The organism is Endozoicomonas sp. (assembly GCF_965196975.1).
Taxonomy (GTDB): Bacteria; Pseudomonadota; Gammaproteobacteria; order Pseudomonadales; family Endozoicomonadaceae; genus Endozoicomonas.
On record NZ_OZ239981.1, the window covers coordinates 61,668 to 74,941 of the forward strand.

Here is a 13,274-nt window from a genome sequence, read left to right on the forward strand (position 1 = left end):
GCTGGTCATGAAAGTGTCTCCAGAGCCTGTTTCATGTCCGCCGCCTTTTGTTCTGCTTCTGCCAGCTGTTGTTTCAGCGTATCCAGTTCATCTCCACCGGCACTGGCGATCGCTCGCTGAAGCTTTTTCACCGCAGCATTGGCCATGGCCGACTCGATTTTCAGCTTCTTGGCTTCATCGCTTAATGGGGCTTTGGTCTTTTTAGCGGACGGACTTACCTCTGCAGAGGGTGTTTCGCTGGCTGAAGGCTTTACTGCTCCTTCGGCTACAGCGCCGTTGGTAAAATTATCCAGCGCCTGCTGCATTTCAGCTGCTTTTTGCTGGGCTTCCACCAGTTGCTGTTTCAGTGTCTCCAGCTCATCGTCACTGGCACTGGTGATGGCTCGCTGAAGCTTTTTAACGGCTGCATTGGCCATAGCCGACTCGATTTTCAGCTTCTTGGCTTCGTCGCTTAACGGAGCTTTGGCCTTTTTTGCCGATGGTTTTGCATCAGCGGAAGGGGGTATCGCCGTTTCTGCCGGAGGGACTGAAATAGTGACTTCAAGGCTCTTGATTTTCGCCTGACACTCATCGACGGTTTGCTGAAGAGACTCAGTACTTTCATTGTTGCTTTCAACCGCTTCTGCCAGTGCTCGTTCTGCTTTTTTCAAAGCAGCTTTGGCCATGGCCAACTCAACTTTGCGTTTCTTCTCATCGTCAGAGAGTACCGGTTTGGCTGATTTGGCGGGTTTGTCTGTATTACTGCCATTAGCAGTATCAGATTGAGCGCTTTCGTCAAATGACTGCTGAAGCTTGGCGACCTGATCATTCAACATCTGAAGGTTAGACTTCAGCTGTTCAATATCCCCATTGCCAGAGGCTTCGGCAGCCGCAAGCGCTCTTTCCGTCTTTTTGGCCTGGGCTTTGGCCATGGATAGCTGAACTTTCAGTTCTTTCTGTTTGGCGGAAAGCTGCTGATTGGGCGCTGAAGGCTTTCTATTTCCCGCTGAAGACTCTTGTCTGGCAGGTGTAGACTCCGAGGACCCTGCAGCAGCTGCCTTGCGTGCTTTTGCCCGGGCGATGGCGGCTTGAATTGGGTCTTCTTCTACTTTGGCATCGCTCTCGGTGTTTTCTGCTGCCTTGGCGGCCTTCAGTTTTGCAGCCCGCTCGGCATTGGCTTTACGTTTGGCTTCTTTCTCTGCTTTTTCCTGTTCCAGTCGGGCCAGGCGATCTTCGTAGCGCTGTTTAGAGCGCTCGGATTTGGCGTGCTTGGCTTCCTGGGTTCGAATAGCTCCTTTGGATGCCCGGTAATACTGAACCAGTGGAATAGACGAGGGGCAGACGAAGGAGCAGGCACCACACTCGATGCAGTCAAACAGATTGTGGTGCATAAGCTGCTCATGGTTCTCAGCCTTGGCATGCCAGTAAAGCTGTTGAGGCAGCAATGACGATGGACACGCTTCTGCACAATGCCCACAACGGATACAGGCCTGGGCATCCGGTGCGTCTGGAAACTCATCCTGAGTCGCGGCAATCAGGCAGTTTGATGTTTTGATCACCGGGATATCCAGGCGGTCCACACTGAAGCCCATCATGGGGCCGCCAAACACCAGTGTCGCTAGCTCGGCCTCTTTCAGCGCAGCGTAGTGCAGCAGGTCTTCCGCCAGTGTACCGATTAATGCGTCTACATTTTGCGGCGCTGCCAGTGCATCGCCGGTGAGCGTGGTGATGCGAGAGATCAGCGGCTTGCCTTCGAGAATGGCTTCTTTGACCGCAACGGCGGTTCCCACGTTCTGGACCACCATACCCAGATCTGCTGGCAGCTTTCCAGATGGCACCTCATGACCGGTAAGGATCTGGATCAGCTGCTTTTCACCACCGGAAGGGTAGATGGTTGGAAAAACGACGATGTCTATATTCTTTCCGGTCGCTGCTTTTCGCATCGCGGCAATGGCTTCCGGTTTATTGTCTTCAATACCGATCAGGCACTCCTGGGCCCCAAGCATGTATTGGAGGATTTCTGCTCCCTGAATAACCGCTTCCGCCTTTTCGCGCATAAGCATGTCGTCAGCGGTGATATAGGGCTCACACTCCGTACCATTGAGAATCAGCGTGTTGACTGCTGTGTTGGGAGCCAGTTTGATGGCCGTTGGGAAACCCGCGCCCCCCATGCCGCTGATACCGGCATTACGAACTTTCTCTACCAGTTTAGAAGGCGACAACTGACGATAATCCGCGACTGGAGCCAATTCACACCATTGGTCCTGTCCATCGGTGTCCAGAATGATGCACAGGTCATACATGCCTGAGGCGTGAGGAATTGGGCGGTTCTCAATGGCCGTGATAATGCCTGAGGTGGGCGCATGCAAAGCGGCGCTGACAAAGCCGGACGCTTTGGCAATCATTTGACCTTTGAGTACTTTGTCTCCAACGCTGATAACCGGATCAGCAGGTGCTCCCGCGTGCTGCGACAATGGCAGAACCAGTGTTTTGGGCAGAGGCGGAACGCTGACAGGGCTGCCGGTTGACTGATGCTTGTTTTCTTCCGGGTGGACCCCACCGGTCAGCGGCCAGATTTTACGTTCAGAACTTGCGATCACGTTGCTTTGCGTGTCTATTTGTTGATGGGCTGGGCTTTTTGCTATTGCATTCATACGGTCAGCCCCCTGCGATCAGTGGCAATCAAACCAGCCTTTGCGTGATTAGGTTGCGGCAATTCCCAGCTCCACGTTCTGACCGTGATATCCACAGGGCGCATTTCGATGCAGTCAACGGGGCAGGGTTCAACACAGAGATCGCAGCCAGTGCACTCATCGGAAATCACGGTATGCATCTGCTTGGCGGCACCAAGAATGGCATCCACAGGACAGGCCTGGATACACTTGGTACAGCCAATGCACTCTGCTTCCCGAATAAACGCAACTTTCGTGACCGACTCCTGCCCATGTTCCGCATCCAGCGGTTCAGGCTCGACATCCAGCAAGTCAGCCAGCGTGTTGATGGTTGCCTGGCCACCGGGAGGGCACTTATTGATGGCATCACCATTAGCAATGGCTTCCGCATAAGGGCGACAGCCGGGATAGCCACACTGGCCGCACTGGGTCTGAGGCAGAATTTCGTTAATCTGGTCAACAATCGGGTTGCCTTCCACCTTGAAGCGAATAGAAGCAAAACCGAGAATGGCCCCGAAAATCAGGGCGAGAGCCAGAAGGGCTCCAATAGCGTAAAGAACAATTTCCATGGACTAGCGCAACCGCTCCTTCAGCTTTTTATGTCGTCTGGCATTTCTCATCATTGCTCGAAATCCTGCGCTCACAGTTTAATCAGCCCGGTGAATCCCATAAAAGCCAGTGACATCAGGCCTGCGCTGATCATACCAATGGCTGCCCCTCTGAATGGTGTTGGTACATCCGCAGCGGCGATGCGCTCACGCATGGCAGAAAACAGCACCAGTACCAGGGAAAAGCCGGCCGCAGCTCCAAAACCGTAGGTGGCCGAATCCACCAGTGAACTGTCCATACGGTTGGTGTTCAGCAGGGCAACTCCAAGTACCGCACAGTTGGTGGTGATCAGTGGCAGGAATACGCCCAGCACCTTATGCAGCAGCGGGCTGGTTTTGCGCACCACCATCTCGGTGAATTGCACTACCACGGCAATTACCAGAATGAATGAGATAGTCTTCAGAAATTCCAGATTCAGTGGCAGCAAGATGTACTTGTACGTTAAATAGCTGCAGATAGAGGCCAGTGTGAGCACAAAGGTGGTGGCCATTGACATGCCCATGGCCGATTCCAGTTTGTTGGAAACGCCCATAAAGGGGCAGAGTCCAAGGAATTGGACCAGTACAAAGTTGTTGACCAGTATGGCGCTGACCAGAATCAGTATCAGTTCGCTCATTGGTTTCCCTGCTGCAATGCCTGACTTTTAAAGAGCCGGCCGATCAAAAATGCGGTTGGATACCTGATGGAAGGCGTCAAGTATATATTCCTGGAAAAAGCAGATAAATGACGTTTAAAGACACAAATCGAATAACGATAAACCGGTAACCGATTTGGGTGCTTTTTCCGGAAGACTCATCAGGTCTTAATTGAACAGCCCTGGCTCAGGAGGCGGGGATTATAACGCCACAACAGGCAGGATGCATGTAGTGATGCCTGTAATGAAGTTGAAGGTTACCGAATCACAAACAATGCATGCTATTTCCTCATAAATAAGCCTTTTTAGATCAACTATCTTAGGGGGTGTTACCAACTGGTTGAATGGCCAGTTGGTAACACCCCCTAACTATCTGTTCTTTAAATACAGATACCCGGGTTCACCACACGCTGGTGGACTGAAACCTCAGGATAAACTCCCGCAGGAGTCCCGCCATGAATAAGCCATTGGTCGTGATTACCGGAGCCAGCTCTGGTATCGGTGAAGCGGTTGCCAGGGCCATGAGTCAACTTGGGCATCCATTGTTATTACTGGCCAGAAGGGTCGAGCGCCTGGAGGCTCTGGGTCTTCCGGATGCACTTTGCCGGCGAGTGGATGTAACGGATCGTGATGCCTTGAAGCTGGCCATCGAAGAGGCGGAGTCCCGCTACGGAGATACGGACTGTCTTATCAACAATGCAGGGTTAATGCAGCTGGGGCATGCCGACGAACAGAACCCTGCCGAGTGGGATGCGATGGTTGATGTGAATATCAAAGGCGTCCTGAATGGCATTTATGCCGTTGCTCGTCAGATGAAAGCCCGAAAAGGGGGAACCATTATTAATATCAGTTCGGTGGCTGGTATTAAGGGATTTCCAAACCATATGGCCTATTGTGGAACCAAGTTTGCAGTGCATGGTTTGTCTGAAACGCTAAGAGAAGAACTGGCTGACGACAGTGTACGAGTGGTAACCATCGCACCGGGAGCGGTAGAAACCGAGCTGCTGAGTCATACAACATCCAGTGAAATCAAGGATGGCTATGAACAGTGGAAAGATGGCATGGGAGGCGTTATTACTGCAGAAGATATTGCCCGCTGTATTTCCTTTGTTTATCAGCAACCGCAGAATGTCTGTATCCGTGAACTGGTGGTGACGGCTACCCGGCAAACGGCATAAGGTGTTTTCACACAGAAAACATCGCACTTTGATCTCATTATGATAAGTTAATCTGACTGACTCAGTGTTCGAGGTATGTGGCCATGGCGGGGAAAAGTGCGGTGGTACTTGGAGCCGGAATGGTGGGTGTTTGCTCTGCACTCCATCTGCAGAAAAGTGGCTACCAGGTGACACTGGTTGACCGGAAAGCGCCCGGGATGGAAACCTCGTATGGTAATGCCGGGCTCATTAACCGTGGCTCTGTCTTTCCGCTCAGTTTATCGGATATCACCCATCACCTGTCCGCGGCCCTGTTAAAAAATCACCCGAATGTGCATGTTCATTTGAGTCAGCTCCCGCATTACTGGCGCTGGCTCTATTATCTATTGGTTCGAAACAGCCAGTCTCGCTATGAAGCGTCGGTAAAGGGGCTGGACAGTCTCTTCCAGTATGCTGTTGCTGAGCATAGGAAATTGCTGGATATGTCCGGTTGTCGGGAATTGCTTCTGGGTAACTATTCAGCACCCAGCAAAGGCGTATTGTTGTAATTTCGAACCGCTTTAAGAAGCGCCTGAAATATGTTCAACCCCTGCTTTTTAGCAGATGATAAATAGCTTCGGATTCGGGTAAACATGGTACCTCCGTCTTCGCTTCTGAAGCAGCCTGAGATCTTCTGCTTAAGTTTGGCCATCCTGGCATCACGTTCACTGCCATTGTTATCGAAGGGAATTGAAAAGTCCGACATGAAGCGCAACGTTTCAACCTTAAACTCAATAAGCCTTTTGAACAGGTTGTAGGCCTTGGTATTCCTGACCTTCTTACGTCCAAGCACCTGTCGTTGTTTTTCCATATAAGCGGTTTCCTTCGTGAGAGCCCTTTGAAGGATTTGGTCGTATATCGTCTCAATGCGAAGCTGTATTGCACCAGGCATTTGAGTCAGACCGGCTGCTTTGTATTTCTTGCAGAAGTGCCAGGAGAGCGTAAGCAATTTCATCAGCCGCAGAGCCAGCTTATTCGCATCCCTATCGACAACTCCCTGAAGCTCTCTCAGATGATGGGCATTACAAAGCACATGCACTGCCGCATAGGCAAAGTAGGACTTCCAATGATCGTGAACCAGAATGCCTGCAAAAGTCAGCAGGATGCCCATTGCATCCATTGCTTCACAACCTCGCCTTTCTGAGAGGTAGTAAAGCGTCCATTGGTCATCTCGCATAATGTGTAACCACCACAGTGAACCGTCAACCCGCATGCCAGTTTCATCCGCTCCTGCAACCGGACTTTCTTGTAAAGCATCGCGGATACTCTGCTCAGTAGAGGCCAGGTTCTCATGGGTATAGGCAACAAAATTGGCAACAGAGCCTGCGCTGACACTCATGCAATAAATAGTATTGAAATACTCAGACACCCGGTGATATGGGATGAAGTGATACTGGTTTAAATGAACAGCCATTGCCTGAGTCACTTCTCCGTATTGAGCAGCGGCTTTCACTCCTTGGGGAAACTCAGCGGTGTTCCGTTTACCACAAGGACATACTTTAACGTCTGCCCAGTACGCGGTAACTTCAAATTCTCCGGGTCTACCTGGATCAAAAACCTGTCGCTCAATGTATTTGGTGGGTTTAATATCGATAAGCGAAGACTGGCAACAGCAACATTTTTCAACCTTCAGATGCCTGACATAATCGGGTAAGGCGACACGTCTCAAACAAGAGCCTTGATGACCTTTCTGGCCACCTGGTTTATTGCCTGAAGATGGTCTAAGGCTTTTGGGGTTCGGTGTTTCCTGTGAGGAGCAGGGGGCTTCTTTGGAAGATGTATCACCTTTATCACTCCCTTTTTTACTGGGCTTTTGATAACCATCTGACGATGGTGGCTTACTACTGTTTTGACTGTTTTTATTAACCCTTTCTTCCAGTTCGCTGCAACGTTCCCGTAAAAGCGCATTCTCGGTCCGAAGCTCTTCATTCTCTTTAAGGAGAGCTTCGGTAAACGGAGTAGCTGGGAAGTCTGGTTCCATACTGGAGATTTGTTAGAAAAATTGAGTATAAGATGATGGTCGAAAAATCAGAAAATTCCAGATTTATATGAAGGGTGCTGAATAGTTACAATTCCAGATTTATATGAAGGGTGCTGAATAGTTACGCTTCTGGAAAAAGGCTGGCTCCGGTTATACCGGGAAGAGGTGTCCTTCCAGGCTGTCCAATACCAGAGAGATTACTATGATCGGTTAGGTATTCGATATGATATTTTCGATCCGGAGGGGATCTCGGAACTGGAACCGGCAATCACCTCTGGTTTCCGTAAAGGGGTTTTGATCCGGGATACCGCTTCGTTTAAGGATCTTTCCGAAGTCATCAATGGTTATGTAACAGCTTTTCAATCCTCCGGTGGTCAGTTCTGTCAGGCATCTGCTCAAACTATTACCAGAGAGGGTGACAACTTTCTGATTGAGACCCATGGGGAAAACATCAGAAGCCGTATAGTGGTGCTGGCACTCGGCCCATGGAGTGGAGAACTCTGTGAAAAGCTGGGTTATCGCTTTCCCATGGCTGCTGAGCGAGGGTATCACCAGCACTTCCAACCCTCGGATGCCTTTCAGCTAAGTCGGCCGATCCATGATGTGGAAGGTGGCTATGTTATGTCACCAATGAAAAGTGGCTTGAGACTGACCACCGGTATTGAGTTGTCTGCCCGCGATGCGCCGCCGGTTTCAAAACAGCTTTATCAGGCGAGTCATAATGCCCGTGACGTTTTTTCTATGGGCAATCCAGTCGGAGAAGTCTGGATTGGCAGCCGACCCTCCATGCCCGATGGTCTGCCGGTCATTGGCGAAGCACCGAGACACCCTGGCCTCTGGTTTGCCTTTGGGCATGGTCATGCCGGTGTGGGTATGGGGGCGATAACAGGGCGGTTGATTGCCGAGCTTATCAGTGGAGGAAAACCGGTTATTGATGTCTCTCCTTTCAGCCCGGCAAGGTTTAAGTAGCTGGCCATATGGATCGAATATTTCTGGCTACTTGAGCAGGTACTATGCAAGGCACAACGGAAGGAGCATAGCCCTAGCTATGTGACTGGAGTTGTAACACAGCAAAGTGCCTGAACAAGAAATCAGAAATATATGATTTCATCTGGTTAACTACTTATCGACTAATTCAACGTTCTCTGCTTTTTAGGATGCTCTGGGGCAGTCTTTCGGTCATCGATAAGATGCTGAATCGTCAGCACCGGGTGCTTCAATAGCAGACGAGGCCCAGCCCACTTCATCACTTCACGAATTTGTTGCCGTTGATCCGGCTTGTAGCAGTGAACATTGCAGTTAGCGCAGGTGGGTTTTTCATCACCATAGATGCAGCGCTCAAGGCGGCGCTTGCTGAAAGCCAGCAGTGAGAGGCAATCATTGCACAGGGTGGGGTGCTGGTGATGGTGCTTGCAGTACAGTTCAATCATGCGGGTAACGGTGAAATATTCACGCGTCAGCCTAGGGTGATCTTTCAGGGGGCCTTCGAGAGCGAGGGGCATAAACAACGTAACCTTCTCTGTTTCGAGAAACCTATCCTCCCATAATCCGCCTTGATTGCCAAACTGGTGATATTTGTTTTGAATATGAGTGTTTCAGGTTTTTTAAACACAAAGTCACGAAGACACAAAGATGTAAAATGATACCCTCTGTGTCTTAGCGCCTTTGTGGTTTTATTCAGATGCTTTAAGGAATCCTGTTTATTCGAACGTCCCTTTAACAATGGCTTCACCACTGGCAACCATCCACTGCCCTTTGGCGATGGTATCGGTCAGTTGCAGGGAGTCCTGATCCAGCAGAACCACATCACCATCAAAACCAGGCAGCAATTGCCCTTTTCTGTCTTCAAGACCAATCTGATGGGCTGCGTTGATGGTTACAGGAGCCAGCATCTGGGTCAGGGTTAATCCTTTCTCCACTCCACGGCGAACTTCGATCAGCAGGGAGTCCGGAGTACCAACGCCCATACCGATGATACGGGTACGGTTTTCATTCCACTTTGGCATTGAACCGCCGGCATCGGAACTGAAGGTAAAGCGTGATTCAATACCTTCTTCAATACTCATCCGGGTGGCATCAGCACAGGTGATTTTGCCGGCTCCACCATCATCATGAAGAATTCCAGTGCCGTCTATATAGGCACCCATCTTCGCCAGTCTTACTGCAGATTCCCAGGTATCCGGGCGGTTAATATGGGTAGGCACGAAACGTTCTGGCTGGTAATCACTTACTTCAAGGATGTCGAACACCTGATCAAGGCAGGCTTTTCCAGCACCGGTATGTACCGTGATGATGCCTTTCTTATTGGCAATCAACGAGGCAACCCGCACTTCACTGACCAGGTGGCCCAGTTCATCGCGGGTGACAAACGGGCCGCGATGATCAGAGACGGCCAGCTTTACACCGATAACCGGGTCAATAAAGGCAATATCCCGTTGTACCGAGCCGGTAATCGTTGGGGATGGCAGATGATAAGCACCGGTGATCATTACTGCGGTGATGCCTTCTTCATTGAACGCTTTGGTTTTGGCGTAAAGGCTTTCAACATGCCGGGAGAGTGAGTCTGTGCCCAGTAATCCAAGTGCAGTGGTTACACCGTTAAGAGTTTGCTGGGTCAGGGTAAGTTCCGGAGTTCGGGTTCGGTAACCACCTTCGCCCCCACCACCAATAAAGTGCTGATGGGTATCAACCAGACCGGGGATAGCCAGTTTGCCCTGACCATCAACCACTTCAACAGGGCCAATCAGACCGGATTCATTGATGTTTTCTTCTATGGCCAGAATTTTGCCATTAGAAATCAGAATATCTTTTCGGCCGAGGGCTTCGGGAGCAAAAACATCGGCGCCTTTGATCAATAGCTGCATGATTCGAAATTCCTATTTCGGGTCCAGTGCCGTGCGCAGGCCGTCACCCAGAACGTTGCAGCACAAAACGGTAAGAAAAATACAAAGCCCGGGATAGAGAGTGAGGTACATATAACCATCTACTGCTATAAAGTCCCGGCTGGAAGCGAGCATGGCACCCCACTCAGGCGACGGTGGCTGAGCACCCATACCGAGGAAGCTGAGGCTGGCAGCCGTCAGAACCGATGTGCCTACCCGCATGGTGAAATAGACCAGAATGCCACTGATGGTGCTGGGCAGAATATGCACAAACATGATGCGACTATGGCTCGCGCCCATGGTGGTTGCTGCGCGAACAAACTGTGAGTTAAGCACTGACAGTGCCGAACTGCGGGTAATCCGGGCAAAGGTCGGCGCACTGAAAATGGCAATGGCAATGATGACGTTCATAATGCCGCCGCCGAGCACCGCAACGATGGCAATGGCCAGCAGAAAGCTGGGAAAGGCAAACAGGACATCGGCCGCACGCATGACAATGCTGTCCAGCCAGCCGCCCCGGTAGGCGGCCAGAATGCCGATAAATGACCCGACCAGCGCACCGATCGTAACGGAAAGAAAACCAACCGTCAGCGAGACACGAGCGCCATAGACCAGACGGGTAAACAGATCACGGCCGTAGATATCCGTGCCGACCCAGTTCTCTGGTGAGGGTGGCATCAGAATACGGTTATAGTCGAAGTCGTTTGGCCCATGGCTCAGCAGGAGCGGGGCAAATAGCGCCATCAGTATCATAATGAGCAGGGTGATGCCTGCAGCAATGGCCAGCTTTTCCCGTTTGAAACGCATAAGAAAGAGCTGGAACGGCGAAACGGATGGCGAGGTCGTCGTACTGCTCATTTGAGTCGAACCTGCGGATTAATAACGGTGTAAAGCACATCAACGACGAAGTTGATCATGACAAAGTGGAATGAGTAGAGCAGCAGCAGTGTCTGCACCACCGGATGGTCTCGGGCGACGACCGACTCAATCAGCAAAGAGCCAAGACCGGGCAGACCAAAAATGGCTTCAACGACAATGGAACCACTGAGAATAAAGCCGATCTGCAGACCAATGACCGTGATAATGGGCAGCATGGCGTTTCGCAGAGCGTGCACATAGGTCACGTTAAAGCGTTTTACCCCTTTGGCCCGGGCAGTCTGGATATAGTTTTCTGAGAGCACATCCAGAAATGCGGAACGGGTAAAACGGGCGATTACCGCTGTACCCATCATGCCAACGGTAATGGCAGGCAGGGTCAGGTCGGCCAGTGATTGAAAACCGGTCGGATTAAACCATTGCAGCTTCACGGCAAAGACTTGGATCAGAATAAGGCCGAACCAGAATTCGGGCACCGAAATGCCCGATACTGAAAAGACCATACATGCCCGATCCAGAAACCTGGACTTATGGGTTGCAGCAACCACACCCAGGATAATACCAGCGGGAATAAACCACAGGGATACCAGGGTCAGTTTGGCAGTCAGCACATAGCGATGGGATAATACGTCATAGACGGCGTCACCGGAAATGAGTGAGGTGCCAAAGTCCAGTTGCAGCAGGTTGACCATGAAGAGATAAAACTGCTGGTGAAGCGGGAGGTTGAGTCCCAGCTTCTGTCGCAGAATTTCCATCTCCTGAAAGGTCGCATCTTCACCGGCAATCATGCGTACCGGGTCACCCGGCAGCATGTGCACAAAGAAGAAAGCCAGAATGGCAATGACCAGCATGACGCCCAGGGTGCCCATCAGGCGTTTGAGGATATATTGCGGCATTACGGTCTTTTACCTTAATTTACCAGTGCTACGTCACCGACACTGATAGAGCCGTCCGGAAGGAACTCAATACCACTGAGTTTTCTGCTCTTGCCGATGGTGCGGTAGTCAACTGTCGTAAAAATAACCGGAGCATCCTGCCAGGCCAGTGTCTGAATCTGGTGATAGATCTTTTCCTTCTGGGCCGGATCCTGAACCAGCTGACCTTCTTTCAGCAGTGAATCAATCTCATCGTTAGAGTACAGGGAGTAGTTGGAGCCACCACCGGTGCCATAAATCGGACGCAGTGCCCAGTCAGCAGTACCACTGGAAGAAGACCAGCCCGCATCAAAGATAACTGGACGTGATGGGTCATCTTTCAGCGTGTCACCCGCGGCATAGTGGCTGGCGGTATCCCGTGGAATGATTTCCAACTCAACATCAATGGCGGCTAGCTGCTGCTGAAGGAACTCGGCAGAGCGCAGAGAGAGCGTATTGTTCTTGGCCCAGAGGACGGCTTTAAAACCATTGGGGTAGCCAGCTTCTTTCAGAAGGGTTCTCGCTTTGTCCAGGTTGTAGGTGTAGGCAGGCTGTTCTGCAAACGTCTCCAGATTATCCGGGATGGGTGACTTGAGAGGTGCGGCGTCGCCGTTATAAACCACCTTGGCAAATGCTTCTTTATGGAAGGCATAGTTCATCGCATGACGCACTTTCTCATTCGCGAAAATGTCGTTTTTGGTGTTCAGTGAATACCAGCGACCGATGATGGTGGGTACCTGAACATTTTCAATTTTCGGATTGGCGGCGATGACCTTTTTCATGGCCGGGGCTACGTTGGCAATAAACTGGGCCTGACCCGATTGCAGCATGGCCAGCTGGGAGCCGGCTTCCGCAACGGTACGGAACTCAATACCATCGACTTTTACCGGTCCACGCCAGTAATCTGGGTTAGCCTTAAAGCTGACGGTGCTGCCGCGAACCCATTTGTCAAAGACAAATCGCCCAGTACCTACGGGGTTTTTCTGGATGTCTTCACCGTATTTTTCAAGGGCTGCGGGGCTGATCATGCCCTGGGAAGGGTGCGTGATGGAGTTGATGAAGTTATTGGATGGCTCTTTCAGAACGACTTCCAGAGTGTCTTCGGCCAGAACATTAAACTCCGCAACGTTGGACAGCAGAGATGCGCGACGGAGTTTGTGCTTAATTTCATGCTCAAAGTTGTATTTGACGGCAGCTGCGTTGAAATCCGTGCCATCGTGGAACTTGATGCCTTTGTTCAGGTTGATGGTGTAAATTTTGCCATCGTCACTGACCTTATAACCGGTGGCCAGGTTGGGCACCACTTCCATCTTATTGTTAAAGGTAAACAGACCTTCATAGGCGGCACCGGCTACCGACATATCCAGTGTGATGGAAGCGTTGTGTGGGTTCAGTGTTCGGACGGAACTTTCAATCGCGACCACGATATGGGAGGCCAGCGCCTGCCCGGTAAAACTGGCGGCAAGAGCCGCCGAAAGAACCAGTGACTTCATTCGGTTCATGGTTAATCCTTTTGGTTGGATTATTTATG

At 51.0% G+C, this 13,274-nt stretch carries 12 protein-coding genes; 3 read left to right on the top strand and 9 right to left on the bottom strand.

What is annotated here, in order from left to right:
• Positions 1-5: 5 nt before the first annotated feature.
• The 3 genes from rsxC to rsxA form a co-directional block, all read right to left on the bottom strand.
• Positions 6-2,579, bottom strand: a complete 2,574-nt coding sequence (gene rsxC, locus ACOCLE_RS00340) for an electron transport complex subunit RsxC (protein WP_419535040.1) — start codon at positions 2,577-2,579, stop codon at positions 6-8.
• A gap of 50 nt (positions 2,580-2,629) precedes the next feature.
• Complete coding sequence (gene rsxB, locus ACOCLE_RS00345) at positions 2,630-3,220, bottom strand: electron transport complex subunit RsxB (RefSeq protein WP_419535041.1); 591 nt, start codon at positions 3,218-3,220, stop codon at positions 2,630-2,632.
• 71 nt (positions 3,221-3,291) lie between these two features.
• Complete coding sequence (gene rsxA, locus ACOCLE_RS00350) at positions 3,292-3,876, bottom strand: electron transport complex subunit RsxA (protein WP_020581588.1); 585 nt, start codon at positions 3,874-3,876, stop codon at positions 3,292-3,294.
• 473 nt (positions 3,877-4,349) lie between these two features.
• Here rsxA and ACOCLE_RS00355 point away from each other — a divergent pair, with 473 nt between their 5' ends.
• Positions 4,350-5,072, top strand: coding sequence for an SDR family oxidoreductase (locus ACOCLE_RS00355; protein ID WP_419535042.1), 723 nt, complete (start codon positions 4,350-4,352; stop codon positions 5,070-5,072).
• A gap of 83 nt (positions 5,073-5,155) precedes the next feature.
• Complete coding sequence (locus tag ACOCLE_RS00360; RefSeq protein ID WP_419535043.1) at positions 5,156-5,599, top strand: FAD-dependent oxidoreductase; 444 nt, start codon at positions 5,156-5,158, stop codon at positions 5,597-5,599.
• Here the strand turns inward: ACOCLE_RS00360 and tnpC are convergent.
• Positions 5,566-7,071, bottom strand: a complete 1,506-nt coding sequence (gene tnpC, locus ACOCLE_RS00365; RefSeq protein ID WP_419532963.1) for an IS66 family transposase — start codon at positions 7,069-7,071, stop codon at positions 5,566-5,568. The two genes, ACOCLE_RS00360 and tnpC, sit on opposite strands and share 34 nt — an antisense overlap.
• Before the next feature lie 165 nt (positions 7,072-7,236).
• On the opposite strand from tnpC, the gene ACOCLE_RS00370 reads away from it, so the two are divergent.
• Positions 7,237-8,040 carry an NAD(P)/FAD-dependent oxidoreductase gene (locus ACOCLE_RS00370; protein ID WP_419535044.1) on the top strand — a complete coding sequence of 268 codons (804 nt, stop codon included), beginning with the start codon at positions 7,237-7,239 and terminating at the stop codon, positions 8,038-8,040.
• 161 nt (positions 8,041-8,201) lie between these two features.
• Here ACOCLE_RS00370 and ACOCLE_RS00375 read toward each other — a convergent pair whose 3' ends face one another.
• The 5 genes from ACOCLE_RS00375 to ACOCLE_RS00395 all read right to left on the bottom strand — a co-directional run bounded on the left by ACOCLE_RS00375 (position 8,202) and on the right by ACOCLE_RS00395 (position 13,245).
• Positions 8,202-8,573 carry a nitrous oxide-stimulated promoter family protein gene (locus ACOCLE_RS00375; protein ID WP_419535045.1) on the bottom strand — a complete coding sequence of 124 codons (372 nt, stop codon included), beginning with the start codon at positions 8,571-8,573 and terminating at the stop codon, positions 8,202-8,204.
• A gap of 198 nt (positions 8,574-8,771) precedes the next feature.
• On the bottom strand, positions 8,772-9,935 hold the full coding sequence (gene iadA / locus ACOCLE_RS00380) for a beta-aspartyl-peptidase (protein WP_419535046.1): 1,164 nt from the start codon (positions 9,933-9,935) through the stop codon (positions 8,772-8,774).
• Positions 9,936-9,947: 12 nt separating this feature from the next.
• The gene (locus ACOCLE_RS00385) at positions 9,948-10,811 is read right to left on the bottom strand and encodes an ABC transporter permease (protein WP_020581583.1); all 864 of its coding nucleotides are present in this window, start codon (positions 10,809-10,811) and stop codon (positions 9,948-9,950) included.
• On the bottom strand, positions 10,808-11,725 hold the full coding sequence (locus ACOCLE_RS00390) for an ABC transporter permease (protein WP_020581582.1): 918 nt from the start codon (positions 11,723-11,725) through the stop codon (positions 10,808-10,810). The genes ACOCLE_RS00385 and ACOCLE_RS00390 overlap by 4 nt, the downstream gene beginning before the upstream one ends.
• Before the next feature lie 14 nt (positions 11,726-11,739).
• A complete protein-coding gene (locus ACOCLE_RS00395; RefSeq protein ID WP_419535047.1) occupies positions 11,740-13,245 on the bottom strand; it encodes an ABC transporter substrate-binding protein in 1,506 nt (501 codons plus the stop codon).
• Positions 13,246-13,274: the final 29 nt, after the last annotated feature.

What these genes read in the sequence shown, in the direction of transcription:
- rsxB (WP_419535041.1), bottom strand. Translation starts at nt 3,220, where the DNA reads ATGGAAATTGTTCTTTACGCTATTGGAGCCCTTCTGGCTCTCGCCCTG.
- rsxA (WP_020581588.1), bottom strand. Translation starts at nt 3,876, where the DNA reads ATGAGCGAACTGATACTGATTCTGGTCAGCGCCATACTGGTCAACAAC.
- ACOCLE_RS00355 (WP_419535042.1), top strand. Translation starts at nt 4,350, where the DNA reads ATGAATAAGCCATTGGTCGTGATTACCGGAGCCAGCTCTGGTATCGGT.
- ACOCLE_RS00360 (WP_419535043.1), top strand. Translation starts at nt 5,156, where the DNA reads ATGGCGGGGAAAAGTGCGGTGGTACTTGGAGCCGGAATGGTGGGTGTT.
- tnpC (WP_419532963.1), bottom strand. Translation starts at nt 7,071, where the DNA reads ATGGAACCAGACTTCCCAGCTACTCCGTTTACCGAAGCTCTCCTTAAA.
- ACOCLE_RS00375 (WP_419535045.1), bottom strand. Translation starts at nt 8,573, where the DNA reads ATGCCCCTCGCTCTCGAAGGCCCCCTGAAAGATCACCCTAGGCTGACG.
- iadA (WP_419535046.1), bottom strand. Translation starts at nt 9,935, where the DNA reads ATGCAGCTATTGATCAAAGGCGCCGATGTTTTTGCTCCCGAAGCCCTC.
- ACOCLE_RS00385 (WP_020581583.1), bottom strand. Translation starts at nt 10,811, where the DNA reads ATGAGCAGTACGACGACCTCGCCATCCGTTTCGCCGTTCCAGCTCTTT.
- ACOCLE_RS00390 (WP_020581582.1), bottom strand. Translation starts at nt 11,725, where the DNA reads ATGCCGCAATATATCCTCAAACGCCTGATGGGCACCCTGGGCGTCATG.
- ACOCLE_RS00395 (WP_419535047.1), bottom strand. Translation starts at nt 13,245, where the DNA reads ATGAACCGAATGAAGTCACTGGTTCTTTCGGCGGCTCTTGCCGCCAGT.